23 protein-coding genes and 1 tRNA gene are annotated in these 26,994 nt (G+C 50.4%); 15 read left to right on the forward strand and 9 right to left on the reverse strand.

The window, feature by feature from the left end; translation table 11 throughout:
* Positions 1–254 precede the first annotated feature (254 nt).
* The 4 genes from FYJ73_RS02195 to FYJ73_RS02210 form a co-directional block, all read right to left on the reverse strand.
* Positions 255–1,703, reverse strand: coding sequence for an alpha-amylase (locus FYJ73_RS02195; RefSeq protein WP_154533074.1), 1,449 nt, complete (start codon positions 1,701–1,703; stop codon positions 255–257).
* A gap of 284 nt (positions 1,704–1,987) precedes the next feature.
* Complete coding sequence (locus FYJ73_RS02200; protein WP_154533075.1) at positions 1,988–3,253, reverse strand: glycosyltransferase family 4 protein; 1,266 nt, start codon at positions 3,251–3,253, stop codon at positions 1,988–1,990.
* A 17-nt stretch (positions 3,254–3,270) separates the two neighbouring features.
* Positions 3,271–5,214, reverse strand: coding sequence for a glycogen debranching enzyme N-terminal domain-containing protein (locus tag FYJ73_RS02205; protein WP_154533076.1), 1,944 nt, complete (start codon positions 5,212–5,214; stop codon positions 3,271–3,273).
* A gap of 286 nt (positions 5,215–5,500) precedes the next feature.
* On the reverse strand, positions 5,501–6,529 hold the full coding sequence (locus tag FYJ73_RS02210) for a C1 family peptidase (protein ID WP_154533077.1): 1,029 nt from the start codon (positions 6,527–6,529) through the stop codon (positions 5,501–5,503).
* 42 nt (positions 6,530–6,571) lie between these two features.
* Between FYJ73_RS02210 and FYJ73_RS02215 the strand changes: the two genes are divergently transcribed.
* From FYJ73_RS02215 to FYJ73_RS02235, 5 genes are all read left to right on the forward strand, one after another.
* The gene (locus FYJ73_RS02215; protein WP_154533078.1) at positions 6,572–7,831 is read left to right on the forward strand and encodes a peptidase U32 family protein; all 1,260 of its coding nucleotides are present in this window, start codon (positions 6,572–6,574) and stop codon (positions 7,829–7,831) included.
* Positions 7,818–8,246, forward strand: a complete 429-nt coding sequence (locus tag FYJ73_RS02220) for a SufE family protein (RefSeq protein WP_154533079.1) — start codon at positions 7,818–7,820, stop codon at positions 8,244–8,246. Before FYJ73_RS02215 ends, FYJ73_RS02220 begins: the two co-directional genes overlap by 14 nt.
* Positions 8,239–8,802, forward strand: coding sequence for an RNA methyltransferase (locus FYJ73_RS02225; RefSeq protein ID WP_154533080.1), 564 nt, complete (start codon positions 8,239–8,241; stop codon positions 8,800–8,802). The genes FYJ73_RS02220 and FYJ73_RS02225 overlap by 8 nt, the downstream gene beginning before the upstream one ends.
* Before the next feature lies 1 nt (position 8,803).
* Positions 8,804–9,247 carry a hypothetical protein gene (locus FYJ73_RS02230; RefSeq protein ID WP_154533081.1) on the forward strand — a complete coding sequence of 148 codons (444 nt, stop codon included), beginning with the start codon at positions 8,804–8,806 and terminating at the stop codon, positions 9,245–9,247.
* Positions 9,248–9,918: 671 nt separating this feature from the next.
* Positions 9,919–10,482 (forward strand): hypothetical protein, encoded by a 564-nt coding sequence (locus FYJ73_RS02235; protein WP_154533082.1) that lies wholly within the window; start codon positions 9,919–9,921, stop codon positions 10,480–10,482.
* A gap of 61 nt (positions 10,483–10,543) precedes the next feature.
* On the opposite strand, the gene ahpF is transcribed toward FYJ73_RS02235, so the two are convergent.
* Both ahpF and ahpC read right to left on the reverse strand, forming a co-directional pair.
* Positions 10,544–12,094 carry an alkyl hydroperoxide reductase subunit F gene (gene ahpF, locus FYJ73_RS02240; protein WP_154533083.1) on the reverse strand — a complete coding sequence of 517 codons (1,551 nt, stop codon included), beginning with the start codon at positions 12,092–12,094 and terminating at the stop codon, positions 10,544–10,546.
* Positions 12,095–12,170: 76 nt separating this feature from the next.
* Positions 12,171–12,737 (reverse strand): alkyl hydroperoxide reductase subunit C, encoded by a 567-nt coding sequence (ahpC, locus tag FYJ73_RS02245; protein WP_154533084.1) that lies wholly within the window; start codon positions 12,735–12,737, stop codon positions 12,171–12,173.
* Between the two features lie 357 nt (positions 12,738–13,094).
* Here ahpC and leuS point away from each other — a divergent pair, with 357 nt between their 5' ends.
* From leuS to FYJ73_RS02295, 10 genes are all read left to right on the forward strand, one after another.
* Positions 13,095–15,956 (forward strand): leucine--tRNA ligase, encoded by a 2,862-nt coding sequence (gene leuS / locus FYJ73_RS02250; RefSeq protein ID WP_154533085.1) that lies wholly within the window; start codon positions 13,095–13,097, stop codon positions 15,954–15,956.
* A gap of 3 nt (positions 15,957–15,959) precedes the next feature.
* Positions 15,960–16,964 carry a YitT family protein gene (locus tag FYJ73_RS02255; protein ID WP_154533086.1) on the forward strand — a complete coding sequence of 335 codons (1,005 nt, stop codon included), beginning with the start codon at positions 15,960–15,962 and terminating at the stop codon, positions 16,962–16,964.
* Complete coding sequence (locus tag FYJ73_RS02260; RefSeq protein ID WP_154533087.1) at positions 16,961–17,566, forward strand: non-canonical purine NTP diphosphatase; 606 nt, start codon at positions 16,961–16,963, stop codon at positions 17,564–17,566. Before FYJ73_RS02255 ends, FYJ73_RS02260 begins: the two co-directional genes overlap by 4 nt.
* Positions 17,567–17,667: 101 nt before the next feature.
* A complete protein-coding gene (gene porZ / locus FYJ73_RS02265; RefSeq protein ID WP_154533088.1) occupies positions 17,668–19,644 on the forward strand; it encodes a type IX secretion system anionic LPS delivery protein PorZ in 1,977 nt (658 codons plus the stop codon).
* Positions 19,620–20,777 (forward strand): hypothetical protein, encoded by a 1,158-nt coding sequence (locus FYJ73_RS02270; RefSeq protein WP_154533089.1) that lies wholly within the window; start codon positions 19,620–19,622, stop codon positions 20,775–20,777. The genes porZ and FYJ73_RS02270 overlap by 25 nt, the downstream gene beginning before the upstream one ends.
* Positions 20,778–21,948: 1,171 nt before the next feature.
* On the forward strand, positions 21,949–22,992 hold the full coding sequence (locus FYJ73_RS02275) for a pyridoxal phosphate-dependent aminotransferase (RefSeq protein WP_154533090.1): 1,044 nt from the start codon (positions 21,949–21,951) through the stop codon (positions 22,990–22,992).
* Positions 22,989–23,729, forward strand: a complete 741-nt coding sequence (locus tag FYJ73_RS02280; RefSeq protein WP_154533091.1) for a phosphocholine cytidylyltransferase family protein — start codon at positions 22,989–22,991, stop codon at positions 23,727–23,729. Before FYJ73_RS02275 ends, FYJ73_RS02280 begins: the two co-directional genes overlap by 4 nt.
* Positions 23,716–24,537 carry a LicD family protein gene (locus FYJ73_RS02285; protein ID WP_154533092.1) on the forward strand — a complete coding sequence of 274 codons (822 nt, stop codon included), beginning with the start codon at positions 23,716–23,718 and terminating at the stop codon, positions 24,535–24,537. The genes FYJ73_RS02280 and FYJ73_RS02285 overlap by 14 nt, the downstream gene beginning before the upstream one ends.
* A gap of 92 nt (positions 24,538–24,629) precedes the next feature.
* Positions 24,630–25,721 (forward strand): tryptophan--tRNA ligase, encoded by a 1,092-nt coding sequence (trpS, locus tag FYJ73_RS02290; protein WP_154533093.1) that lies wholly within the window; start codon positions 24,630–24,632, stop codon positions 25,719–25,721.
* 208 nt (positions 25,722–25,929) lie between these two features.
* Positions 25,930–26,001 (forward strand) — tRNA-Arg (locus tag FYJ73_RS02295).
* 10 nt (positions 26,002–26,011) lie between these two features.
* Here the strand turns inward: FYJ73_RS02295 and FYJ73_RS02300 are convergent.
* From FYJ73_RS02300 to FYJ73_RS02310, 3 genes are read right to left on the reverse strand one after another with little or no spacing between them, the layout of a single operon-like run.
* Positions 26,012–26,236 carry a DUF3791 domain-containing protein gene (locus FYJ73_RS02300; protein WP_154533094.1) on the reverse strand — a complete coding sequence of 75 codons (225 nt, stop codon included), beginning with the start codon at positions 26,234–26,236 and terminating at the stop codon, positions 26,012–26,014.
* A complete protein-coding gene (locus FYJ73_RS02305; protein WP_154533095.1) occupies positions 26,233–26,724 on the reverse strand; it encodes a DUF3990 domain-containing protein in 492 nt (163 codons plus the stop codon). The genes FYJ73_RS02300 and FYJ73_RS02305 overlap by 4 nt, the downstream gene beginning before the upstream one ends.
* Positions 26,721–26,975, reverse strand: a complete 255-nt coding sequence (locus FYJ73_RS02310) for a DUF3791 domain-containing protein (protein WP_154533096.1) — start codon at positions 26,973–26,975, stop codon at positions 26,721–26,723. The genes FYJ73_RS02305 and FYJ73_RS02310 overlap by 4 nt, the downstream gene beginning before the upstream one ends.
* Positions 26,976–26,994 lie beyond the last annotated feature (19 nt).

Here is a 26,994-nt window from a genome sequence, read left to right on the forward strand (position 1 = left end):
TATGTACGAACAACACTTTATGATGATTTTATGAGTAAGATGTCCTTTTCTTGACCTATGTCAAACATTTGTGTGCGCACACAAGTAAATATTATAAGAGAATTATACGTAGGAGCATAAAAGAGGCGATGCATTGCGAAGATGCGTCGCCTCTTTTGTGCTGATACTATCTTTCCGGAGCATTTTTTCCATTTAGGAATCATGCCGTTTTCCGGACGTTTGTGCTAAAGTGCTGTAAAAGGAAGGAGTAATTGTTATTTTTTCTCTTTTGTATCGGGAGTTGTAGTTTTTGCTGCGTTTTCCGTTTCCTTTTTCGCAGTCTCTTTCTTGCTTGCGTTCTTGCGTGTGTTGTGTGTCGGTTTTGTCTTGGGCTTTTCCTCGTTTTCGCGCAGTTTCTCGTTGGCGGCCTCAAGTTTTTCGAGTTTAGCCTGGAGTCTTGCGATTTCTTTGTCTTTCATTGCAATCTCGTCTCCCTCGTTCTTGATGGTCGTGAGCAGGGAGTTGAGCTGATCGTTGTCGATTTCAGGCGGATAGAGGCTGTTGACTCGGTTGATGAAGTCACCGAGGATATTCATGTAGTTGGTGAAGGCGTCAAAGGGGCTGGAGTAGATGCCTCGGTCGAGTCCCACGCTGCTGGGCTTTGTGGTCATGAAGCGGAAGTTGTTGCTGGCCTGCAGATAGTCCCAGTCTTGGTTGATACGTGGGTCGTCGGCGATGCGCACGCGCTCTGCCACGCTGTAGAGTTTGTCGAAAGCCTCTCGCTGCATGGGGTTTCCGAGCCATGAGCTGACGTCGCGCTCCTCGTCGGTCCATGAGAGAGTGTCGGGCACGTCGAGGTTTCCTACACTGTTGTGCGTGTTGCAGATTTCGGTGGGTGTGGAGAAAGTGATGCCTGCCCCTTTGGCGAATTTGGGAAGAGCGGCCATGAAGTCAAGGATATTTGACGACAGTGGTTGTGCGATACCAAGTGCAGAGAGCTCCATGAAGATGTTGAAGACCTGCTCTTCCTGTGGAGCTTTTGCGATGCGGTCGATATACTGGTCGGCAAAGAGTGGGTATCCCTCCCAGTCGCTGTTGTTGAATCTGAGACTGATGTCATCGCTCATGGTGACATCCCGGAGCAGGAGTTTCAGTTCAGGAGCCATGGCGCAGTTGTAGACATAGTGTGGTGATTTCCATCCGAGCACGTGTTTGGCTCCCTCGGTAAGCATCCCTTTGAATCCGAGCTGTGCAGCCTGCAGTCCGATGTCGTCGCTGTAGATGAGCGAGGAGTTGCGCAGCACGGTAGGTTTATGGCCGAAATAGTCGACCATCTTTTTGCATTGCTTGCGCACGTCGGCAGCGAAGCATTCACTGTCCTTGAGTGATGACAGGCCGTGGGAATACGGTTCGGCGAGAAACTCCACGCATCCCGTTTTATTGAGTTCCTGGAGTTTGTCGAGCACTTGCGGTGCGTGCACTTCCAACTGTTCCATGCCGACGCCGGAGATGGAGAACGCGCATTTGAAGTATCCATTGCTGTCCTGGATCATCTTTTGCAGTGTGTTCAGGGCAGGCATGTATGAGCATTCGGCGATGTGGTTGATGGAGCGCTCGTTCTCATAGTCGTCGTAATAGTAATGATCGGTACCGATGTCGAAGAAGCGGTAGCGTTTCAGATGTACGATCTGATGTATTTCGAAATATAGACAAATGGTTTTCATAATGTTCAGTGTTGGATGTTGAGTGTTGAATGATATCAATGTTGATGATGGATTGCGGAGGAGGACGGTGCTGAGCACCGTCTTACAGAACCAAGCCCACCTATTAATTAAGTGTTGCTGTCTTTCCCTTTAAGTGTTGTGGCCATCCCTTGTTCTTACTCTTGCAGCATTTCACTTCTTTCCGCCTTTTGGGAGGGTTGTTGTTGGGGCTGTGAGGAGTTGTTGTTGGGGCTGTGAGAGGTAAGGCTGGCGGGGTTGGGAGTGGTAAGGGTGTCGATGCTCTGTTACCAGCCCAGCGTCCTTATATATAGTTCCCTGATCCATCGTCCCACTTTCTCCCACGTGATCTGTGCCACTTCTCGTTTTCCTTCCTCTTGCAGATAGTGGAAGAGGCTTGGGTTGTGGCAGATGCTGTAGATGGAGTCAGCCAAAGCGTGGATGTCCCAATAGTCGACTTTGATGCAGTTGTGCAGGATTTCGGCGCATCCACTCTGTTTGGAGATGATCGTCGGCGTTCCGCACTGCATGGCTTCGAGCGGTGAGATGCCGAAAGGCTCGCTGACCGAAGGCATGACATAGACATCAGAGTCTTTCAGGCATTCATAGACCTGCTTGCCGCGCATGAATCCGGGGAAGTGGAAGCGGTCGGCGATTCCCCGCTCAGCGGCCAGGTAGATCATCTGGTCCATCATGTCGCCGGATCCTGCCATACAGAAGCGTACGTGGCGTGTGCGGTGGAGTACCATGTTGGCGGCCTCGACGAAATACTCTGGTCCTTTCTGCATGGTGATACGTCCGAGGAAGGTGACGATCTTGTCGCGGTCGGTGTGGTCGGGTCGCGGAATCATCTCGTTCTCGGGTGAAAGGGGGTATACGGCATTGTGCACGGTGAATACTTTGCGTGGATCCTGATGGTATTGGTTGATGACGGTATTGCGTGTGAGGTCACTGACGCACATGATGCAGTCGGCGTGATCCATGCCGTCTTTTTCTATGCCGTAGACAGTGGGGTTGACATGTCCGCGCGATCGGTCATAGTCAGTAGCGTGTACATGGATGCACAGTGGCTTTCCGCTGACCTGCTTGGCAAAGATGCCGGCAGGATAGGTCAGCCAGTCGTGAGCGTGGATGATGTCGAACTGTTCCGATCGTGCCACCACGCCGGCGATGATCGAGTAGTTGTTGATCTCGTCGTGGAGATTGGCGGGATAGCCTCCTGCGAAGTCCATGCATCCGAGGTCGTTGACGTTCATATAATTGAAGTCGGCATAGATATGGTCGCGGAAGTGATAGTATTCCTCTGGGCTCATCAGATTTCCGATGCGTTGCTTGACGTAGTCGTAGTTGACATCTCGCCAGGCAATAGGCACGCAGTTCATGGCCACGATATGTGCGAAGGTGTGATCCTCGTCGCCCCAGGGCTTAGGCAGGCAGAGCGTGATGTCGACATCGCCCTGAGCGTGCAGTCCTTCCGAGATACCGAAATTGGCAGTTGCCAGACCGCCATAGACATGAGGAGGATACTCCCATCCAAACATTAAGACTTTCATATTGGTTCCTCCTATTATTAATATTTATATTTTTCCAGTTGTTCCAGTGCTCTGAGTATCTCGGCCACGTTGGCGGCGAAGGAGATGGCGCCCCGGCCGTGGAAGGGCGGGTTGCCGTCGAAGAGCTCGGGAAGCGTACCGACGCAGTGACAGAACATCTCGTCCTCGTATCCGACCATCTGTCGTTCGATGAAGCTCAGACGAGTGCGTTTATAGAGTTTCAGGCAGGCTTCGACATAGAATCCGAAGAGCCACGGCCATGCCGTTCCCTGATGATAGGCGTAGTCGCGCTGTGCCTGTGGTCCTACATACATGGGGTTGTATCCGCTGCTCTTTGGCGACAGCGAGCGGAGTCCTTTTGGCGTGAGCAGTTCCTTGGTGCAGATGTCGATGATATTTTTTTTCTGTTCCTGCGAGAGTGGAGAATAGTCAAAGGCAGCGGGGAAGATCATGTTGGGTCTGACGCTCCAGTCTTGTTTGTCGCCGTCGACATAATCGAAGAGATAGCCGAACTTGTTGACGAAGGTAGCGAGGAAAGCGTCTTTGGCCTTGCCGGCTTTTTGGTTCAGAATGTCGGCGATGTCGTCGTGGTGAGCTTCTTGTGCGAGTTTGGCACCGAAGCAGAGTGCGTTGTACCACAGTGCGTTGAACTCCACGATATATCCTGTTCGCGGCACCACGGGGCGTCCGTTGGCCGTAGAGTTCATCCAGGTGACAGCACGCTCCGAGCCGTCGGTTTTCACGAGGCCGTTGTCGGCAACGAGCAGGTTGGGATGTTTGCCGTCAGAGATATATGAGAGAATGTCCCAGACGAGCTGTCCGTATTTTTTAGCGCACCGCTCTTCACCCTCTTCTTTGGCGTATTGCTGGATGCACCAGATGGCCCACAAGGGCACGTCGGGCTGATTGAGCTCATAGAGTTTGACGGTGAGTGGTTTCTCCTCCATGAATTCGCGGAGACCTTTCTCAGCTGTTTTCATCACGGCTTCGAAAAACTCTGTCTCCTCGATGCTCAGCGTCAGACCAGGCAAAGCGATGAACGTGTCGCGCGCGCGTGCTTTGAACCACGGGTATCCGGCCAGGATATATTTCTCGCCGTTTTTGTCTTCGACGTGGAACTGGTGTGCGGCGTTGATCAGGCAGTGGAAGAAATTGTCGCGTGGGGCTCTCTCGTCGAGCTCTTGCTGGAAGAGCGGTTTCAGTGTGCGCACTTTGTTTTCCGTGGTGGAGGCGGCAAAGACGATGCTCTCGCCCTTGCGTATGGGCACTTCGAAGTAACCGGGCACATAGAGATCCTCGTTGCTGGCGTAGCCTCGCTCTTGCTCTTTGGGATACTCGATGCCGCGGTACCAGTCGGGTTGGAAGACAAACTTCACCTTACGCGAGAACTGCATGTAGAGGTCGGGATAGCCCGGATACATGCAGGTTCTGATGCCGTTTTCCACCTCTGTATAGTCTTTGTTGGCCACACTGTTCTCATGTGTGAACTGTCTGACGCTGCGGAAGGCGAGGAAGGGACGGAATTGTAGTGTAGTGGCCGAGTGTGCGTCGTCGAGGGTATAGCGGATGAGAAGTCGGTTTTCATGGTGTTGAAAGACTACTTCTTTCCTGAGGATCACGCCACCGACACGGTAGGTGGTGGTGGGTACTTTGTCGCAATCAAACGATTGGATATACTTGTGACCCATCGGGCTGTAGTTGTTGCCCTGGTATTTGTGCAGACCCAGGTTGAAAGCGGCCCCATGCTGTATGACACTACAGTCGAGCGAAGAGAGCAACACATGGTTTTCGTCGTCGAGTTCCGGCACGGGAATCACAAACAGACCGTGGTATTTGCGCGTGTTGCAGTCTACTATTGATGAGCATGAGTAGGCTCCTGAGCGATTGGTTCGCAGGATTTCCTTGGGCAGGCTCTCCTGTAAATTGGTCATCAGGGCTTTTTCAAATTTTAGATAGCTCATAGTTCGCAATTAAGGTTATTATATTATTATTGATGATTGTTCTTATTGTTAGGCGCAGTGCGTAGGCTCTACGTTGACCCCAAAGTTAGTAAATTATTGGGAATAAAGCAAATAATGTAATCATTATTTTGGTAAAATGACGAAAAAATGTAATCTTGTCGAGTACAAATGATTTTAAATGTAAACATCAGGTTGGTAGTTTTCCCCTCTGTAGCACTATTTGGCATATAGTGCTAAGTCGTGATTGTATACCAAATTTATTGACAAAAATATATTTTAATGCACTTCAATATTGCATGGTGTCTTTACTGAGATACACGGCAATGGTTTTAAGTTTCACATACTGATAGCTCAGATACATGAATCCGCCGAATCGGTTGTTCGGTCCCCATGAGTTCTTTGCAATAAAAAAGCGATGGCCCCGGCGGTCGTGGGCGAGTCCGCATAGTTCCATGCAGTGGTCGTCGGTGGTGCGGAAGGTTTCAAAGGCGCGCTGCCGGTCGAGCTGGTCATAGTCAGCCTTGTCGTTTTGCAGCACGGCGACGCCTCGCTTAAAGTCAAAGCCCGGCTCGCTGATGTCGCCTTCCCAGCAGACGGGATGCCCCTGCTTGAGAGCATGGACGATGGTATGCATGAGCGTGTCGACAGGCACATTGAGAAAGTAGTCGCGCATCTGATTGTCGGGCACCTCCAAGATAAACGGCTTGCCGAAAGGATGATGGGAGAAACTCGTCAGCGACAAGTATTCCTCGGGTCGACATACGCTGTGGGCAAACTCCATGGGCGTGTACCGGGCACCCAACATCATGATGGTACCGGGCAAGTAACCGATCTGCTCATCGAGTGTTTTGTCTATCCGCTCGTTGAGCATGCTGAGCGAAGAGCTTGCCCGCGCAATCTGCTGCACTGTGCGGGCAACGACGGGATAGTCGACCGACACATTATTATAATAGCTGTCGTAGGGCAACATACCATACATTGCCATGAGATCAAAGACCATCGACGCCATGCCTCGCATCGTCACCTTGCCGTCGTTGCGGTTGAAATAGTAGTTGGTGGCCTCGTCCTTGAGCAGCATTCTGGCCATATAGTCCACCGAGAGGTGCACCGAGTCGCCTTGCATGAGATGCTCCGACTCGATGGTAGCCAGCATGGCATAGGCCCAGCAGAGCGGGCTGCGCCCCTGGTCGAGAACCGGTGTGGTCTTGATGACCACATCATTTCTGAACTCACTCTTCACCGGCTGACGTTTTTGAGGTCGTCCGCAGCTGATGATCATCACGAGGCCAAGCAGGCCAAAGACTATTTTCTTCATTTCAAGTGCAAAGATAAGCAATTATTTGATTACCTTTGCACTATGAATGCTAAAATAGAGGATTTTGAGATCATGGCCCCCGTGGGCTCACGTGAGTCACTCGCTGCGGCTTTGCAGGCCGGCGCCGACTCCGTATACTTTGGTATCGGACAGCTGAACATGCGGTCGCACAGTGCCAATCATTTCGACATCAGCGATCTTCACGACATCGCGCGCATCTGCAACGAGCATGGCGTGAAGACCTATCTCACCGTCAACACCATCATCTATGACGAGGACATGGCCACGATGCACACCATCATCGACGCAGCCCGTGAGGCCGGCATTTCGGCTGTCATCGCCTCCGATGTCGCCGTGATGGTCTATTGCCGCCAAGTAGGCATGGAGGTGCACCTCTCCACTCAGCTCAACATCAGCAATGTGGAGGCACTGAAGTTCTATGCTCAGTTTGCCGACGTCAGCGTGCTCGCCCGAGAGCTGAACATGAAGCAGGTGAGCCACATCCACGATGAGATAGAGCGGCAACAGATCTGCGGCCCTGCCGGCAAGCCGGTGCGCATAGAGATGTTCTGCCATGGTGCCTTGTGCATGGCTGTCTCGGGCAAGTGCTACATGAGTCTGGCCGCTGCCGACCGCTCCGCCAACCGTGGCCAGTGCGTGCAGATCTGCCGTCGCTCTTATATCGTCACCGATGCCGAGACGGGCAATCAGCTTGAGATCGACAACAAATACGTGATGAGTCCCAAGGATCTGAAGACCATCCGCTTCCTCGACAAGATGATGAAGGCCGGTGTGCGTGTCTTCAAAATCGAGGGACGTGCGCGTGGACCAGAATATGTCTATACCGTGGTGACCTGCTATAAAGAGGCTCTGAAAGCGGTGCTCGACGGCACGTTTACCGAAGAGAAGAAGGACGCATGGGACGAGCGGCTCGCCACTGTCTTCAACCGCGGATTCTGGGACGGCTATTACCAAGGACAGACGATGGGCGAGTGGAACAAGCACTACGGCTCGCTCGCCACGGAGCGCAAGCGTCTCGTGGGCAAGGTGACGAAATATTTCTCGAAACTCAACGTGGCGGAGATTGCCGTTGAGGCTGCTCCCTTTGAAGTAGGCGACAAGTTGCTCATCACCGGCAACACCACCGGCGCGATGTATCTTGACTGTACCGAGATCCGCTACGACCTCAAGCCTGTCAGACGGGCCGAGCAGGGATGGCTGGTCTCCATCCCCGTGAAGGGAAAGGTCAGACCAAACGATAAATTCTTTAAGTTGGAGAAAGTAGAATATGAAGACGATTAATGAACTGCAGGACGAAGTCGTGGAGGAGTTCAGCGACTTCGACGACTGGATGGATAAATATCAGATGCTCATCGACCTGGGCAATGAGCTCAAGCCGCTCGATGAGAAATACAAGACTGAGCAAAACCTCATCGACGGTTGCCAGAGCCGTGTGTGGCTGCAATGCGACTTTGTCGACGGCAAGCTGGTGTTCACCGCTGACAGCGATGCGCTCATCGTCAAGGGCATCATCGCCCTGCTCATTCAGGTGATCAGCGGCCACACGCCGAAAGAGATTCTCGACGCCGACCTTTATTTCATCGACAAGATCGGTCTGCGCGATCATCTTTCTCCCACCCGCTCCAATGGTCTGTTGGCTATGGTGAAGCAGATCAAGGCGTATGCGCTGGCGTATAACATGAAGGAAAATGCATAAGCTCAGAACCATAGAGATGCACCGCCTCACGGTGGAAGAGTTTAAGGAAGCCAAGAAGCTGCCGCTGGTGGTTGTGCTCGACAACGTGCGGTCGCTCTATAATGTAGGTTCTGTCTTCCGCTCGTGCGACGCCTTTCGTGTGGAAGCCGTCTATCTTTGCGGCATCACCGCCTGTCCGCCTAATGCCGAGATCCATAAGACGGCACTCGGCGGAGAGGATAGTGTCGACTGGAAATACTTCAAAAACACTGAGGATGCCGTGGCCGAACTCCAGCGTGAGGGCTATTTTGTCTACAGCATCGAGCAGGTGGAGGGCAGTACCAAGCTACAGCATCTCAGAGAATCCCTGGCCACACAGCGTGAGAAAGGCGTAGCTCAGCGCTATGCTGTCGTCTTTGGCAATGAAGTCAAAGGCGTGTTGCAAAGTGTGGTGGACATGAGCGACGGCTGTCTGGAAATACCACAGTTCGGCACCAAGCACAGTTTGAATGTCAGCGTCACGGCGGGCATTGTAGTGTGGGAATTTGCCAAACACCTGCTCTTGCAGCAGAAATGACATGAGACACTGTCCATTGATGCTTCTCCTTGCCTCAGGCTTGTTCACGGCGTCCTGTGCTACCGGCAACCGTGCCGTCAACTATAGTGAAGCCCGCAACTATTTCTTTCGCAACGATGCCAAGCAACCCGCTGACCTGCTGATCATCCGCAGCCAGGCAGAGTTGGAGCAATATTTTGGTGAGGCCGCCTTTATGGGTAAGGGCGGTGAGCCGACAAAGATTGACTTCAGCAAGCATTTTGTCGTAGCGAAAGTACTGCCCGTCACCAACCATCTTACCAATATCTCGCTCCGACGTATCAAGCGCAGCAGCGATAAGTGCCTTATTTGGGTATGGCATATTGCTGTTAATGACACTTCACTGGCTTATTCCATACAGCCCATGAAGCTGGTGGTACTCGATAAGAAATACGAGAGATACCAACTTGTCGAAAAGGTAGAGTGATTTGAAGCCAGCTATGTTCGATGCCTTGCACACTACACGACCAAGAAAGTTCGTCGAAGTTTGAAAGCAATTTTTTGTTGGATAAACTGACAATTTTCCGCCCTCATACAGGCGATTTTCTGAAGCAAACCATACTTTGCCCAGAAAAACGCGAATTTTGGAATATTTTTGTAACTGTCTGATAATTAACGAACTACACTCATAGACGGTTTTTGATGAATTCTTAGTGCAATTTTGGCATTGAAAAAATGATGGAAATCTCTGTCAAAGTACCTTTTTCATGCTGTCATCTCACTGATTTCTCATGGTAAAATCAGTGAGATGACAAGGTAAAATCAGTGAGATGACAAGGTGAAATCAGTGAGATGATAGTGAGAGGCTTCAAATCTGAGTGTTTTTCCCCATTTTTTTCTTCATCCTCTCTTGATGGTTTCTCTAGATTGCAAGTCCGAGATGAACAAGTTTTGTAATAAGCTTTGATGTTAATAAAAGTCGATGGCTGTCTGATAATGCATTATCAGAAATAAAAAAAATAGGAAATATAGGGTTTATTTCGGGCAATATTTGTATTTTTGTATAGCTCCATCGGTCTGTGGAATAGCAAGTCTGTGCATGAAGGACCATGGGGCGGAATAGAAAACAAGCTTACGAAACAACAACACAGCCCTAATATGAAAGAAAAAATACTCATCCAACGCATCGAAGAAGTCACGGGCCAGCACTATGACTCGCCCAAGGATTTCGACAAGCTCAGCCAGCAGATCTTTTTCAAAACCGAGGAAATGGTCAGCCCTTCTACCTTGAAGCGCTTGTGGGGATATATCGACAGTGCTTCCTCGCCACGCTCCTACACCCTTGACGTACTTGCGCGCTTTCTGGGCTACCGCGACTACGAGGCCTTCAAAGTCGATAATGAGCATGCCGATGTGCAGAGCGACATCACCCTCTGCGACAAAGTCTCGTGTGAGGATCTCGCTGTCGGCGACCTGCTGGAGCTCAGCTGGCTGCCCAACCGCCTTTGTCGGATAGAGCATCTTGGCGGCGGACGCTTCCGCGTCGTGGAGGCTCAGAACACCAAGCTCAGCGTGGGTGACACCTTCTTTTGCTCTTTGTTTCTGAGCCACGAGCCGCTCTTTGTCGACAAACTCATGCACGACGGCAATGGTCCTTTTGTCTATGTGGCAGGAAAAAAGGACGGAATCACGGTCAGGCGACTCCGTCCTTCTGCGTTATAAAACCGAACTAAAAACTACACTTTCTGATAGAGGCAGTCCTCGTTGTAGGGGGGTGTCCCCTTTAATTCTGATAGAGGCTGTCCTCAAAGGCGGCGAGGGCAGCCTTGGCTCCTTCGCCCATGGCAATCATGATCTGCTTGAATGGCACGGTCGACACGTCGCCTGCCGCATATACGCCTGCCGCCGACGTGCGGTTGCGGTCGTCGATGATGATCTCACCGCGCGGGGTGAGATTGACATGACCTTTAAAGATGTCGCTGTTGGGCTGTAGGCCTATCTGCACAAATACGCCGTCGAGACTGATGTGCCGCATCTCGTCCTTGTCGAGATCACGCACGTCGATGCCGTTGAGGCGTCCGTTCTGCTCCGAGAGGCCGACGGTCTGACTGCGGAAATGGATGTCGACATTGTGCAGTGCGCGCAGCTTTTGCTGCAACACCTTGTCGGCGCGCATCTGAGAGCCAAACTCCAGCACAGTCACATGATCGCAGATTCCGGCCAGGTCGATGGCCGCTTCCACGCCACTGTTTCCGCCGCCGATGACTGCCACGTGCTTGCCTTTGTAGAAAGGCCCGTCGCAGTGAGGGCAGAAATGAATGCCGTGACCAATGAGTTTGTCCTCACCTGTCAGTCCCAAACGGCGCCATCCGGCACCCGTGGCAATGATCACACGCGGGGCGATGAATGATTCTCCTCCTCTCACCTCTACCCGTTTGTCCTTTTCTGAAAAGTCCACACGTGTGATCCTGCGGTTGGTGTATGTGTCTATGGGATAAGCCTCCAAGTGTTTGGAGAGGTCGGCGGCCAACTGCGCGCCGGTAGTCTTTGGCACAGAGATGATGTTCTCGATGCCCGTCGTGTCGTTGACCTGACCGCCAATGCGCTGGGCCACGACGGCGACTCTCTGCCCTTTTCGGGCAGCATAGATGGCTGCGGCTGCTCCTGCCGGACCACCGCCGAGTACCACAATATCGTAGCGACGCTCCACAGCCTCGTGTGCTGCGCTGCTGTCGGTGCCGAGATGGTCCTCCAGTTCGTCGAGCAGTGTGCCGAGCTCACCGCGACCCACATGTAGCAAATCACCGTTGACATACACTGCGGGCACCGCCTGGATGTTGAGCTCGTTGACTTCCTGCTGCGCAAGTGCCCCGTCGACCATCTCGTGAGAGACATTCGGATTGAGCAGTGCCATGACGTTGAGAGCTTGCACCACGTCGGGACAGTTGGTACACGTCAGCGATACGTAGGTTGTCAGTCGGATGTTGCCTCGCAGCGACGCGATGCGTTGGCGCAGACGGTCGTCGGGCAGATTGCGCCCCTGTCCGTCAGCGTTGAGCAGTGCCAGCAACAGCGAGGTGAACTCATGTCCGTTGGGGATGCCCCGGAACGCGATGCCCGTTTCCTGGCCGTCGCGAAGAATGTAGAAGCGAAACGCCTTGCCGCTGCGGTATTCTACAGTGATATGTGAACTGCACGAAGCCACATCCTCTACAAATTGACTGAAATGAGTGGCGTCGGCATCGCTGTCGTCGCGCTCTACGACAAATGTGAAATGAGCACTGAGATGAGCCAGTACGCTTTTCACTTGAGTGATAACATTAAGATCGAGCATAAGTTGAAATTGTAGGAATTAGAGAGTTGTGCACTTCGTGCAGTCGTAATGTTTTGCTAAAAAGCAGTGGTGCTCCTTAGAGCTTGCCTACGAGGTCGATGCTGGGCTTGAGCGTCTCAGCACCCTCGTGCCACTTGGCGGGGCAAACCTCACCGTTGTGCGAAGCTACATACTGTGCGGCCTGCACCTTGCGGACGAGTTCGTCGGCGTTGCGGCCGATGCTGTTGTCCTGAATCTCAGCCAGTTTGATCAGTCCTTCTGGGTTGACGAGGAAGGTGCCACGGTAAGCCACGCCCTCATCCTCCTTGTATACGCCGAAGCCACGGGAGAGCACAGCGAGCGGGTCAGCGAGCATGGCATACTGCAATTTGGCAATGCGGTCAGAGGTGTCGTGCCATGCCTTGTGGACGAAATGGCTGTCGGTGCTCACCGAGAAGACTTCTACGCCCATGGCCTTGAGCTCATCGTATTTGCTCTGAAGGTCCTCCAGCTCGGTAGGGCATACAAAGGTGAAGTCGGCAGGATAGAAGAAGAACAGAGCCCACTTGCCTTCGATGTCCTTGTTGCTGACGGTTTTGAAACTGCCGTTTTGGAAGGCCTGAACGGTGAACTCGGGTGCGTGCTGATTGATGATCGTTTCCATAATCTCTTGTTTTTTATTTATTTTGTGTTGTGTTGTTGTGAGAAAAAACTCTTTTGTTTGTGATGTTGTGAAGTGTTTTCTTGTTTTCTGATGCAAAGTTATGGATATTCCTTGATGATGGCAACAGACAACGTCTATCGCATCATAGATAAAATCTATACCAAAGGATAAGTGGTTGTTTATCAGTATCCTATTTTGTCATAGACAACCTGCGGTTTTTCTCATTTCTTGCTCCTGCCTCACATTTTGCACCTTTGATTTTGTTTTGTGGATTGATTTGTGTAACTTTGCATGTAGTATGCCCTATTTATAATAAGGTGTAAGCCAAAGAAACAATAAACAAGATATAATATACACATGGACTACAATTTCAGAGAGATTGAGAAAAAGTGGCAGAAAGAGTGGGTCGACCATCAGACCTACAAAGTCACAGAGGACCCTAACCGTCCGAAATACTACGTGCTCAACATGTTCCCTTACCCTTCCGGCGCGGGACTGCATGTAGGTCATCCGTTGGGATACATTGCCAGCGACATCTACGCCCGCTATAAGCGGCTCAACGGCTTCAATGTTCTCAATCCTATGGGATATGACGCTTACGGACTGCCCGCCGAGCAGTATGCCATCAAAACCGGTCAGCACCCAGCCATCACCACCGAGCAGAACATCAACCGCTACCGCGAGCAGCTCGACAAGATCGGCTTCTGCTTTGACTGGGACCGTGAGGTGCGCACCTGCGATCCGCATTACTATCACTGGACACAGTGGGCTTTCGAGAAGATGTTCAACTCTTACTACGACAACGACCTGAAAAAGGCACAGCCCATCGACAAGCTTATCGCGCATCTCGAGAAGCAGGGTACGGAAGGACTCAACGTGGCGCAGGGCGACGACACCGTCAGCTTCACCGCTGAAGAGTGGAATGCCATGGACGACAAGCAGAAGAGCGACGCACTGATGAACTACCGTATCGCCTACAAGGGTGAGACCATGGTCAACTGGTGCGCCGGACTGGGCACCGTACTGGCCAACGACGAGGTAGTAGAGGGCGTCAGCGTGCGCGGTGGCTTCCCCGTGGTGCAGAAGAAGATGAGCCAGTGGTGCCTGCGTGTCTCCGCTTACGCCCAGCGTTTGCTCGACGGTCTTGATACCATCCAGTGGAGCGACTCTATCAAGGAAACGCAGAAAAACTGGATCGGACGCTCGGAAGGTACTGAGGTAGAGTTCCGGGTGAAGGACTCCGACGTGAAGTTCACGATCTTCACCACCCGTGCCGACACCATGTTCGGCGTGACGTTTATGGTACTCGCCCCCGAGTCTGACTATGTCAGCCAGGTGACTACTGAGGAGCAGAAAGCCGAGGTGGACAAATATATCGACTATGTCAAGAAGCGCACCGAGCTGGAGCGTATGTCCGACCGCAAGGTCACGGGTGTGTTTACAGGCTCTTACGCCATCAACCCGCTTACGGGCGATGCCATTCCTATCTGGGTCTCGGAGTATGTGCTTGCCGGATATGGTACGGGTGCCATCATGGCCGTGCCGGCTCACGACAGCCGCGACTATGCCTTCGCCAAGCACTTCAATTTGCCCATCATCCCGCTCATCGAGGGTGCCGACGTGTCGGAGGAGAGCTTCGACGCCAAGGAGGGCATCGTCACCAACTCGCCGCAACAGGGCAAGCAGGGCCTCGACGGCTTCTCGCTCAACGGTCTGACCGTGAAGGAAGCCATTGCCGCTACGAAGAAATTCGTCACCGAGAAGGGTATCGGACGCGTGAAGGTCAACTACCGTCTGCGTGACGCCATCTTCTCTCGCCAGCGCTATTGGGGTGAGCCTTTCCCTGTCTATTACGACAATGGCATCCCTCGCATGGTGCCCGAAGAGTGCCTGCCTATCGAGTTGCCCGAGATCTCAGAGTATAAACCTACCGAGAGCGGTGAGCCACCTTTGGGCCGTGCTAAGAAATGGGCATGGGATACCGTAAACAAACAGGTGGTGGAGAATGCCAAGATCGACCAGAAGACTGTCTTCCCGCTTGACCTCTACACCATGCCGGGCTTTGCCGGCAGCAGCGCTTACTACCTCCGCTACATGGATCCCCACAACGATGAGGAGCTCGTCTCGAAGAAGGCTGACGAATACTGGCGCCATGTCGACCTCTATGTGGGCGGCACGGAGCACGCCACCGGCCACTTGATCTACAGCCGTTTCTGGAATAAGTTCCTCCATGACTACGGCGTGAGCTGTGAGGAAGAGCCGTTCCAGAAGCTCATCAACCAAGGCATGATCCAGGGACGAAGCAACTTTGTCTATCGTGTGGGCGAGCTTAGCACCGCCGACAAACCGGTGTTCGTCAGCTACAACCTGCGCAAGAACTACAAGGAAGTAACCCCGATCCACGTATGGGTCAACCTCGTGAAGAACGATATCCTCGACATAGAGGCCTTCAAGCAGTGGAGCCCTGAGTACAAAAATGCCGAGTTCATCCTTGAAGACGGTAAATATGTCTGCGGCTGGGCCATTGAGAAGATGTCCAAGTCAATGTATAATGTGGTAAACCCCGACGACATTGTGCGTGACTACGGTGCCGATACGCTCCGTCTCTACGAGATGTTCCTCGGTCCGGTTGAGGCCAGCAAGCCTTGGGACACCAATGGCATCGACGGCTGCTTCCGTTTCCTGAAGAAGCTTTGGAGCCTGTTCTGGGAGAACCGCACCGACAAATGGCTCATCGACGACGCCGAGCCTTCGAAGGACAGCTTGAAGAGTGTGCACAAGCTCATCAAGAAGGTGACCGGCGACATCGAGGCTTTCTCCTACAACACGAGCATCTCTGCCTTCATGATCTGTGTTAGCGAGCTCGGTCAGCAGAAGTGTCACAACCGTGAAATGCTTCGCGACGTGGTCATCCTCATCGCTCCCTTCGCTCCCCATATCGCTGAGGAACTGTGGCATCAGCTGGGCGAGAAGGGTTCGGTATGCGACGCACAGTGGCCCAAATGGAACGAGGCTTACCTGCAGGACAATGAGTTGCAGATGACGGTCAGCTTCAACGGCAAGGCACGCTATCAGAAGATGTTCCCCGCCGATGCCTCTAAAGACGATATCCAGCAGGCTACCCTCGACGACGAGCGCAGCAAGAAGTATCTCGATGGCAAGCAGATCGTCAAGGTCATCGTCGTGCCCAAGAAGATTATCAATATCGTTATCAAATAGTCTATGACCATTGATCATCGTATCATATACAACGAGGCTAAGGATTATGTAGGCATAACCCTTGGCCTCGTCTTGTATGCTGCCGCCTTCACCATCTTTCTCCTGCCCTACGAGATCGTCACGGGCGGCGTGACTGGTATGTCGGCTATCATCTACTACGCTACGGGGTTTAAGATTGAGAACACCTACATGATCATCAACCTCGCCCTGCTTGTCGTGGCGCTGAAGATTCTTGGATGGAAGTTTCTGATGAAGACGATCTATGCTATCTTCACGCTGTACTTCCTCTTGAAGTTCGCACAGGTGCTCATGCCGATGGATGCTGCGGGGCACTATGTCAAGATTCTCGGACCGGGACAGGATTTCATGTCGCTGCTCATCGGTTGCTGCTTCACAGGATCGGCCTTGGCAATCGTCTTCCTCAATAACGGGTCGACGGGCGGAACAGACATCATTGCCGCCTGCGTCAATAAATATCGCGACGTGTCGCTGGGCCAGGTGCTCATGGCAGTGGACTTCTGTATCATCGGCTCCTGCTTCTTCTTCCCGCAATTCGGCGACTTTCTCGACCGCGCCCACAAGGTGGTGTTTGGTTTCTGTACCATGGTGGTGGAGAACTTCATGCTCGATCATGTGATGAACATCCAGCGGCAGAGTGTACAGTTCATGATCTTCTCAAAGAAATATCAGGAGATCGCCAACGCCATCGGCACGCAGATGGAGCACGGCGTGACGATCCTCGACGGACACGGATGGTACACGGGGCAGGACATGAAGGTGCTCTGTATCCTTGCCAAGAAAAACGAGAGCGTCGCCATCTTCCGACTCATCAAGATGATCGACCCGCAGGCTTTCGTCAGCCAGAGCTCGGTCATCGGTGTGTATGGTGAGGGCTTCGACAGAATCAAGGTCAATGTGCCTAAGAAACTCAAGAATAAACAGAATCTTTTCGACATTCCGCCTGCCGAAAATGGCCAGACGGATAACAACCAAACAGATAAAGCATGAAAATCGTTTTTGCTACCAACAACCAGCATAAGCTGCGCGAGATACGTGAAATCCTCGGTCCTGACTTTGAGATCGTCTCTCTCAGTGACATTGGATGCCATGAGGACATTCCCGAGACTGGCAACACACTTGAGGAAAATGCCCATCAGAAGGCTGAGTATATCTTTGACCACTATCATCTCAACTGCTTCGCCGACGACACGGGACTGGAAGTGGAGGCTCTCGGCGGTGCGCCGGGCGTGCACTCTGCCCGCTATGCCGAAGGCACAGACCACGACAGTGAGGCCAACATGGCGAAACTCCTGCGAGAGCTCGACGGTAAGGACAACCGCCAAGCGCGCTTCCGCACGGTCATCTCGCTGATCACCATGGAGGGCGACAACCCGGTGTGCAGCCGCGAATATCAGTTCGAGGGTGAGGTGCGCGGACGCATCGCTACCGAGAAACACGGCACCGAGGGCTTTGGCTATGACCCGCTCTTCATCCCCGACGGCTATGACAAGAGCTTCGCCGAGCTGGGCGAGGAGATCAAAAACACCATCTCGCATCGCGCTAAAGCCGTCGAGCAGCTCGCCGTGCATCTGAAAAGCGAGATGCTATAATAGTTTTTTATAGAAGAGATAGAGGCTATAGTTTCTATAGCTTCTATAGTCTCTATAGCTTCTATAGAGTCTGTCTTTAACGCCCTTCAATCGATTCCACCATGAGCAAGTATCGCCTGCTTCTTTTCATCCTGTTCTTTCCACTCCTGCTCCATGCTCAGTGGAAAGCCTATCTGAGCTACTACGACCCTACCGAAATCGTGGAGGGCGAGGGAAAGACCATCTATGTGCTGGCCTCGGGAGGCCTTTATCGCTACGACCGAAGCGACCAAAGCCTGACAACATACGACAAAACTTTGGGACTCAGCGACTGTGGCATCACTCACATCGGATGGTCGCAGAAGGCTAAAAGGCTGGTTATCGTCTACGACGACTATAACATCGACTTGCTTGCGCCCAACGGTGAGGTGGTGAACATAGCCGACTATCAGAACTATTCCACCACAGACACCAAGACGGTCAACGGCGTGGATGTCAACGGCAGCATGGCGTATCTCTCTACAGCCTTCGGCATCGTGGCACTCAACGTGGCCGATGCTGAGGTCACCAACACCTACAGACTGGGCTTCTCGGTCAACTACGCCTATGTCAAGGACGGGTATCTCTATGCCGCCAGTGCTGCCCGTGGACTCTACCGCGGCAGGCTGTCCGACAATCTCCTCGACCAAGCCAACTGGACGCGCGTGGGGGAATACACGGCTAAGCCCGGCACGGTATCGGAAGATCTCAAGGCTCTCGTCAAGACACTGCAACCCGGTGGACCGAAATACAATTACTTTGGATTTTTGAAGATGTATGGCGGGAAACTGTACAGCTGCAATGATGCCTATAGAGTAGAGGAAGATAGGAACTTGAAAGGTTGTATACAAGTTTATGATGGAAAAGAGTGGATGGCCTATCAAGACGATATAAGCCAAGAGACTGGAGTGGCTTATGTAGATGTAGGTTGCCTTGAAATAGATCCAAAAGATCCTAATCATGTATTTGCTGGAGCAAGAACTGGATTATATGAATTTAGAAATGGTAAGTTTGTGCACCTCTACACTTATGATAATAGTCCTTTAGTATCCACATTCGGCAATAACAAAAACTATGTTTCAGTTCAGGCTTTACAATATGATAACGATAATAATCTATGGGTTATCAATTGCTTAAACAATGAGCAAAACATTTTAGAGCTCAATTCGGATAATAAATGGACTTCATATTTTCAAGCTCCTTTAAAGGGGCTTGCTCTTTTAAGTCATCCTTTTTTTGATAGAAGAGGATTGCTATGGTTTATTAATGACAGCTATTTGACTCCGAGTTTCTACAATTATAATATACGTAACAATACTCTCACCTCGTATAGATCTTTTGTTAATGAGGATGGAACATCATTGAACATCAGCTATTTCCACTGTATTACAGAGGATGATGATAATAATATATGGATAGGCACCAACATAGGACCGTTTATGTTGGAACCTGATCAAATCACTGCCGCTCATCCTATTCTCAATCAGGTGAAGGTACCACGCAACGATGGTACTAACTTCGCCGACTATTTGCTCTCTGGTGTGGACATCAGAGCTATATTGGTGGACAAGAACAATCGTAAGTGGTTCGGTACCAACGGCAATGGCTTATATCTGATTGCTGCTGACAACATCACGACATTGGCTCACTTCACCAAAGCCAACAGCCAGCTGCTGTCTGACAATATTCTCTCTTTGGCGATCAACGACGCTACGGGCGAACTCTTCATCGGCACGGATCAGGGATTATGCTCTTACACTGGCAACATCAGCGATTCCAGCAATGGCATGACCAAAGACAACGTCTGGGCTTACCCCAATCCCGTGAAGCCTGATTATACCGGTGCCATCACCATCACCGGACTGGAGAATGGAGCCAGCGTGAAGATCGTCACGAGCAACGGCGTGCTGGTCAACGAGGGCACTGCCAGCAATGGAGAATATAAATGGTATGGCATCAACCGAGATGGCAAGCGTGTGGCCAGCGGCGTCTATATGGTGGAAGTCGCAACGAGCGAAGGTCAGAAAGGAGTAGTATGCAAAATAGCTATCGTCAATTAGTTTTTTCCAAAATAACAGGTTGCTGGCCACTGTGGCTTCTTTATTTAGCGATCAACAGTCTATTTGTATTGAAGTATATCAGTAGAATATCTGTTGGTATGGGGATAGTGGCTACTGCTGTTTATATGGTTGGTGTAATGGCACTTATCGTTTTCCTTAAGAAATGGCGCAATCCGTCAAGGAAGACGATCATGTGCATTACTGTGATAGCAGGTGCCATCCTATTGATCGCTCAAAGCAGCATCGATCCATATAAGTTGCAAGTAGACAGATGGTCAGCTATCCACAACTTTCTTAATAACCTCTTTCATGGGATTTATCCTTATGCAGCCCGTACGCATTTAGGCGGCTATGGTTCTCCCTTTCCTTTCTGGCAATGCTTTCACATACCTTTTTATTTGTTGGGTAATGTGGGGCTATCCATTTTTTTCTGTCTCTTTCTATATATTGCGTCAGTGTATCGGTATGTTGCATCCGCAAAGTTGCTTCAACTGATAGCCCTACTATTCTCCTCACCGGCTTTTGTCTATGAAGTGATGGTAAGGAGTGATCTTTTGAGTAATTTTCTGTTGGTAGCTGCTATCATCAACTATATTTATTATCATAGAATATACTTGCTACAGCATTGGCTTCCAATAAGTATGGTAATTGGTTTGATGCTAAGTACACGATTGTCTGCCGCAATACCTTTTGCCGTATACTTTTTATACAGCTATCTCCGGCAGCCAGCATACATCAAAGTGATGATGCCTGTCGTTGTGTTCGTCACCTTTGTTGTGACTTTTCTGCCATTTGTTTTTTGGAATGGACGCATGCTTTTCTTTTTCCAATACAATCCTTTTGTGTTACAGACACGGCAAGGTAGTTTGATGGTCGTCGTAATTATCGCCTGTCTGCTTATCTACTTATCACTGACATGGAAAAACAGTTACTATAAGATGGAGCGCAATATTGCAATAGTGCTTTTCGGGTTAGTAGCTGTCACGTTCATATATAATATGTTTACTACGCATACATGGACAGAGCTTTTCCAGTCAAGGTATGATATAAGTTATTTTGATATGGCCTTACCTTTTCTTTGCTTGGGTATTTCTATGTACCGCGATCATTCTTATCCTCAGCTGGCAGAATGATCAGAGATAGGGACCAACTTAGGTATGACACGGGTGTCGAGAAGATAAAAGATGATGGTAAACAGTGCTGTAAGAAGGGTGAACCATAACATTCCTTTTAAGCCTTGACTTAAGTATGGCAAAAAGGCCATGTGCACCAAATATAGTTCTAATGAACATTTGCCTACTTTGTGCAAAATGCCAGAATGGGATAATTGCGTAAAGTAGTAGGGTAAAAGTATACAGCAGATGGCTAAGGGCAGCTTTATAAACAGTAATATGTACTGATAGGGTAGAGTTCCCTTATATTGGTGTATGACGGGGATGGCTTTGGACAAATAGAAGAATAGACCTATAGCGAAACTGTAGAAGAAGATATTTGACACTTTTTTGTAGCTAAGATGATGCACTTTCTCTATGTTGTCTGAAACAAGCATACCTGCAAAGAAGCTGAACGACTGCTCCGCTTCCATTTGCATTTGACTACCAACAAGAACGAGAAATTATTATGCTTGCAAAATTAGACATTTTCAGTGAGACTGCCAAATGCTCGAGTATAAATAGTGAGATGGGCAGAGATATTTCCTGGGTAGACGGAGATGCCGACTGAGTTACCCAACAGCCGGCAGGCCGACTCACGGAGTGGAAGTGAAATATTATTTTTTGTGACAAAATACCTTCAACTTTCTGTTGCATTCCAGAGAGCGAAGAAGACTGCTGAAAAGCAAAAGCGGTGCTCGAAGACACGGAAAACCGTCGTGAAAACGTCATTTCAGTGAGATGTAAGGTAGAAAACGGTACTTTCATGCGATGAAAACGGTGATTTGACAAGGTCAGAAAGGCACTCTGAGCAAAAATTCTCTAGAGAATTTTTCATCAAAAAGGCTTTCTGACAATCTCGGAAAATGTTCGTTTTTCGGAAGTCTTTGTTAATCAGATGATTACAGAACCGCGCTATTTTCGCGAAAATCGGAGCAAGAGGCATGTTGTTCGCAAAGGATCGATTCTCAGCGCCCGTTTTTTGTCAGTTTACCCGACAAATGTGCGGAATCGCCTTTGTTGCTTGTGCCATAGCATCGTACCTTTTTTAAAAGAAAGTCATACAACCGACAATGCAAGTCAAAAAGATTTTGTAATTTTGCATAATTATCATTTGTAGAAATCATATAATCAAGTAGAGATGAACAATAGTATGAATTATCTCGATAGAAACGAGTTTAACTTTGAACCTTCTGACGCAGTAAAGGAAACCTTTAAGAACTTTGATTTGAAGAAGTTCTGCTTCTACACACGTATCTATGACGAAGGTAAGAAAAGTATCTTCTCGGAATTTCTATCTCATCTTTATGACATAGATGAGAAGCAAATCGTACTGGGATATGGCGCTGAAGACCTGCTGAAGAAGGCTGTGCACTTTTTCCTTACTGAAGGAGGCTCAAAGACGATGCTCATTCCTAAGTTCTCGTGGTGGTACTACAAGAATATCGCATCTGAGGTCTGTGGCACTACAATCCAGTATCCGGTCTATGAGGAGGGCAACACCTTCAAGTATGACTTCGACGGACTCAAGGAAATGGTAGAGTGTTATCAGCCTAAGATCCTCCTGGTGGCATCGCCCAACAATCCTACGGGCAACACGCTGACCGCCGAAGAGATGGAGCGCCTCGTGGAGATGGTGCCCGAGGATACGGTCATTCTGGTCGATGAGGCTTACGCAGCCTTTGTCTCTACTGACTCGTCCTATATCAAATCGCTGACAGAAAAGCACGATAATATTGTCATCTGCCGCACACTCTCCAAGTTCTACGGCCTGCCCGGACTGCGCATGGGCTTCGGTTTTGTGGGCAAGGGCAAGGAGATGGAGCGCTTCTGCAAATATGCCAATATGTATCTGGGATACGACCGACTGTCAGAGGAACTCGCCATTGCCGCACTGAAGAGCGATGCGCACTACCGCCAAATAGCACAGGTGATGCAGGAGGCCCGCACGATGTACGAGACCGAGCTCGGCGCGCTGCCTGGTTTCAAGGTCTACAAGAGTGGAGCCAACTTTGTGCTCATCAAGTATCCTATCGTGCTCAAGGAACGTCTGCAGGAGGCTTTCGCCCAGGAAAGCTATAAGGTGAAGTTTATGAACGAGCCCGACATCAACGAGCACATGCGCATCACGCTCGGAAGAAAAGAGCAGAACCGCACCGTATGCGACACCATCCTTAAAATCGCCAAACAGCTATGATTGCCGTCATTTTAGCCGCCGGCATGGCCACACGCCTCAGACCGCTCACCGACAGATGCCCGAAGTGCCTGCTGGAAGTGGGCGGGAAAAGCCTGCTACAAAGGTCGCTCGATGCCTTGATGGAAAACGGCATCAGGATGTTTGTGGTCGTTACGGGCTATAAAGGTGAGATGATTGAAGGGTTTATCCGTGACCATTATCAGGAACAGATAGCACGCGGTGACGCTGCTTTCAGATTCATCGACAATAAGGACTACGCCACCACGAACAATATCTATTCGCTTTGGCTCGCACGGCCGGAGGTCGACGGGCGTGAGTTTCTGCTTCTCGACAGCGACCTGCTCTACGACAGCAAGCTCATCACAGTGATGCTCTCGCAGCCTGGCGCCGCGCTCTCCGTCAACCGGCATCCATTGGGCGAGGAGGAGATGAAGGTGGTTGTGGACAACGACCATACCATCGTGGCCATCAACAAAACCTGCAACCCCGCTGAGGCCTACGGTGAGTCGGTGGGCGTGGAGAAGTTCTCTGCTGAGTACTCGACAGCGCTGTTTCGGGAACTCCGCAAGATGATTGTCGATGAAGGGCTCAGCAATGTGTTCTATGAAAAAGCCTTTGAACGGCTCATACCGCAGGGACATGCTTTCCGCATGGTCGACACCACAGACATCTATTCCACCGAGCTCGACACCATAGAAGACTTTGACAAGGCTAAGGAAGACAATGGCAAACTATGACATAAAGATATTGCACAAGCGTATCCTGAAGGTGCTGGAACTGGTAGACAAGACCTGCCAGACCCATGGACTGACCTATTATATTTGGGCGGGAACGATGATTGGAGCCGTGAGACACCACGGCTTCATCCCTTGGGATGATGACATCGACATAGCGATGCCACGCGAGGACTACGACCGGCTGATTGCACACTGCCGGGAATGGCTCCCTGAACCGCTGGAGATGATTTGCGCTGAAGACGACAGCTCCTATCCGCTGCCCTTCGCCAAGATTCAGGATGCCTCCACAACGCTCATTGAGCGTAAGCACATGGATTACGTGGGTGGCATCTATATCGATGTGTTCCCCATCGACGGCGTGCCCAATGGATGGTGCCGGCGCATGCTGCACTTCGCACGCTATGAATACTACAAGCGGGTGCTGTATCTTCTCTTCCGCGATCCTTATAAGCATGGACATGGTCCCAACTCGTGGGTGCCGTTGCTCTGCCGAAAGCTCTATACGCTCGGTGGCGTCCAAGCCAAGATAAGACAGTTGCTGAGGCAATATCCTTTCGCCTCCTGCAACCTCGTGGCTGACTACGACGATGGCTCCAAAGGCACTATGAGAAAGGAAGTCCTCGGCAAGCCCACGGACTATGATTTTGAGGATGCTACTGTCAAAGGGGTAGAGGACTACGACCACTATCTGAGCAACAAATATGGCGACTACATGACCATACCGCCTAAAGAGCAGCAAAGACAGCATCTGTTCTATTACCTCGATTTTGAACATCCCTATGCTACTTTCAAGGGCTTGGGGAAGTGAAAAACGTGAAAGCCCTGCACCTTTCTGAAGCTTTTTTGTTATCTTTGCATCAATAATCAACAACAATAACGTAAGCATACAATACTACATACATGGGAAAAATTATTCTGACAGGTGACCGCCCAACGGGCAAACTCCACCTGGGACACTATGTGGGCAGCCTGCGCCGTCGCGTGCAGCTGCAAAACGAAGGAGATTATGACCGCATGTTTGTCTTTATGGCTGACGTGCAGGCACTCACCGACAATGCCGACAACCCGGAGAAGATCCGGCAAAACATCGTAGAGGTGGCTCTCGACTATCTCTCTGTGGGACTCGATCCGAAGAAGTGCACGCTCTATATCCAGAGCCGTATCCCTGAACTCGCCGAGCTCACCACTTATCTGATGAACATTGTCACCGTGAGCCGCGTGCAGCGCAACCCAACGGTGAAGACAGAGATCAAGATGCGCAACTTCGATACCAACATCCCGCTTGGCTTCTTCTGCTATCCTGTCTCACAAGCTGCCGACATTGCTGCCTTTAAGGCTACCACCGTACCGGCCGGCGAAGATCAGGAACCAATGTTGGAGCTCACCCGTGAACTGGTCAACCGCTTCAACCAGATCTATGCGCCCGTGCTCGTAGAGCCGCAGATCATGCTGCCTGAGAACGCTACCGCACGCCGTCTACCCGGTACAGATGGTAAGGAAAAGATGAGCAAGAGCCTCGGCAACTGTATCTATCTCTCCGACGACGCCGACACAGTGTGGAAGAAAGTCAAGGGCATGTACACCGATCCTACCCACCTCAATGTCTCTGATCCCGGTCATGTGGAGGGCAATGCCGTCTTCACTTATCTCGATGCCTTCTCTACAGATCAGGACTTCGCCGACTTCTGGCCAGAGTTCAAGAACCTTGATGAGCTGAAGGCTGCCTATACGGCTGGCGGCATCGGTGACATGAAGTGCAAGAAACTGCTCAACAATGTACTCAACCGCATTCTCGACCCGATCCGTCAGCGCCGCATGGAGCTGGAGAAAGACATCCCTGCTATCTTCGACATCCTGAAGAAGGGTTCTGACGATGCCCGTGAGGTGGCTGCAAAAACAATGGACGAGGTACGCCGCGCCATGCGCATCGACTATTTCGAAGACGCTGAACTGATCCGTCAGCAGCAGGAGAAATTCAACAGCACAAAATAAGAGACTGCTTTTAGACCACCAAACAGCGACAAGACGTCACAAACGTTTGGTGGTCTGAAAGAAATCCCGTATCTTTGCAAATGTCTTATACACCAGTCACCCAATGAGCGGATGACGGTGCAGAAACAGAGCACTATATATAATAAGGTGTGGTTCTATATATAGTTAAGGTAGAGCCCTATATATAAAAGGTGTATAGGACCGTGTCGCTCTCATAGTTCAATGGATAGAACGTAGGTTTCCTAAACCTTTGATCTGGGTTCGATTCCCAGTGAGAGTACTTTTTCGTTTTATGCGTTTTCAAGTTCCAACATGATCTCATCCACACAATAGGCATCGCTCATATTGTGGAGATGATATTCCAAATCGCACATATATTGGTAGACATGCGTCTCGTAAAAGATGCGCAGGGCCTTGCTTTCCGGTACGTTCAGCCGCTGGGCAAGTAAAGAGATGATACGTGCGAACTTCATCTCCAGGATGGTTTTGTTGATATAGGGATTGTCTTTGATCATAATGAACTGATTTCTGTGGATTCTTTATAGGTGAGATACTGGTCAATGACGGATTGGCTGGTGATGCAAATCTGATTGTTGGGCCGGTGATAGCTGAGTCTTTTCAAGGCTTCTTCCGCCGTTATCAAGTCAGCAGCATAGAGCTCTACGGTATTGAAGACCCTGTCATTAGCGATTCCTCCTTGTATAATGTCGTATTTCTGCCACTCTGTTCCTCCTTTGCGATTGGAAACGACAAAGTCCAGCCAGGCACGATTGTATTGTTGGAAAGTAAGAATGGACTTACCGCTAAGCAAGGCCTGATCTAAATTGAAATCGTAAATATTGAGGTATTTCTTTTTCCCATCGTTGGCAGGTCGCATTGCCCAGGAGACCGCTTGCTGTTGCAAGTTTGTGACATAGAATCCTTTTCCAAAGTCTAAATGGTTGCGGCCTATATGCGCTAAAGGATTGGAGATGACATCAGTAGAGCCGTGATAAACGATCATAATCCTCCCTCCTTTCCAAAATTGGGGTTATGACGACGGATATAAGTGAGCAATTCGTCGACGATATATTCTTTGCCTTGCGTGTGCAAAGCCTCGTAGCTGGGATACAGAAAATGCTCTATCCCATCCGTCTTGTTGAGTTCGGCTACAATGTCTCTGCCGCTCATCCTTAATCGCTCCGCCAAGTTCTCTATACCAAATACAGCAAACTCAGTCTTCCGCGCTTCTTTGTCTTGCTCAGATTCCATCATTTCATTTTTGTCACAAATT

The sequence above is a fragment of the Hallella mizrahii genome (assembly GCF_009695775.1).
Lineage (GTDB): Bacteria > Bacteroidota > Bacteroidia > Bacteroidales > Bacteroidaceae > Prevotella > Prevotella mizrahii.

Bases quoted from the DNA above. Each gene is read 5' to 3' on its own strand.
- FYJ73_RS02195 (WP_154533074.1), bottom strand. From the start codon at position 1,703: ATGAAAACCATTTGTCTATATTTCGAAATACATCAGATCGTACATCTG.
- FYJ73_RS02200 (WP_154533075.1), bottom strand. From the start codon at position 3,253: ATGAAAGTCTTAATGTTTGGATGGGAGTATCCTCCTCATGTCTATGGC.
- FYJ73_RS02205 (WP_154533076.1), bottom strand. From the start codon at position 5,214: ATGAGCTATCTAAAATTTGAAAAAGCCCTGATGACCAATTTACAGGAG.
- FYJ73_RS02210 (WP_154533077.1), bottom strand. From the start codon at position 6,529: ATGAAGAAAATAGTCTTTGGCCTGCTTGGCCTCGTGATGATCATCAGC.
- FYJ73_RS02215 (WP_154533078.1), top strand. From the start codon at position 6,572: ATGAATGCTAAAATAGAGGATTTTGAGATCATGGCCCCCGTGGGCTCA.
- FYJ73_RS02220 (WP_154533079.1), top strand. From the start codon at position 7,818: ATGAAGACGATTAATGAACTGCAGGACGAAGTCGTGGAGGAGTTCAGC.
- FYJ73_RS02225 (WP_154533080.1), top strand. From the start codon at position 8,239: ATGCATAAGCTCAGAACCATAGAGATGCACCGCCTCACGGTGGAAGAG.
- FYJ73_RS02230 (WP_154533081.1), top strand. From the start codon at position 8,804: ATGAGACACTGTCCATTGATGCTTCTCCTTGCCTCAGGCTTGTTCACG.
- FYJ73_RS02235 (WP_154533082.1), top strand. From the start codon at position 9,919: ATGAAAGAAAAAATACTCATCCAACGCATCGAAGAAGTCACGGGCCAG.
- ahpF (WP_154533083.1), bottom strand. From the start codon at position 12,094: ATGCTCGATCTTAATGTTATCACTCAAGTGAAAAGCGTACTGGCTCAT.
- ahpC (WP_154533084.1), bottom strand. From the start codon at position 12,737: ATGGAAACGATCATCAATCAGCACGCACCCGAGTTCACCGTTCAGGCC.
- leuS (WP_154533085.1), top strand. From the start codon at position 13,095: ATGGACTACAATTTCAGAGAGATTGAGAAAAAGTGGCAGAAAGAGTGG.
- FYJ73_RS02255 (WP_154533086.1), top strand. From the start codon at position 15,960: ATGACCATTGATCATCGTATCATATACAACGAGGCTAAGGATTATGTA.
- FYJ73_RS02260 (WP_154533087.1), top strand. From the start codon at position 16,961: ATGAAAATCGTTTTTGCTACCAACAACCAGCATAAGCTGCGCGAGATA.
- porZ (WP_154533088.1), top strand. From the start codon at position 17,668: ATGAGCAAGTATCGCCTGCTTCTTTTCATCCTGTTCTTTCCACTCCTG.
- FYJ73_RS02270 (WP_154533089.1), top strand. From the start codon at position 19,620: ATGCAAAATAGCTATCGTCAATTAGTTTTTTCCAAAATAACAGGTTGC.
- FYJ73_RS02275 (WP_154533090.1), top strand. From the start codon at position 21,949: ATGAATTATCTCGATAGAAACGAGTTTAACTTTGAACCTTCTGACGCA.
- FYJ73_RS02280 (WP_154533091.1), top strand. From the start codon at position 22,989: ATGATTGCCGTCATTTTAGCCGCCGGCATGGCCACACGCCTCAGACCG.
- FYJ73_RS02285 (WP_154533092.1), top strand. From the start codon at position 23,716: ATGGCAAACTATGACATAAAGATATTGCACAAGCGTATCCTGAAGGTG.
- trpS (WP_154533093.1), top strand. From the start codon at position 24,630: ATGGGAAAAATTATTCTGACAGGTGACCGCCCAACGGGCAAACTCCAC.
- FYJ73_RS02300 (WP_154533094.1), bottom strand. From the start codon at position 26,236: ATGATCAAAGACAATCCCTATATCAACAAAACCATCCTGGAGATGAAG.
- FYJ73_RS02305 (WP_154533095.1), bottom strand. From the start codon at position 26,724: ATGATCGTTTATCACGGCTCTACTGATGTCATCTCCAATCCTTTAGCG.
- FYJ73_RS02310 (WP_154533096.1), bottom strand. From the start codon at position 26,975: ATGATGGAATCTGAGCAAGACAAAGAAGCGCGGAAGACTGAGTTTGCT.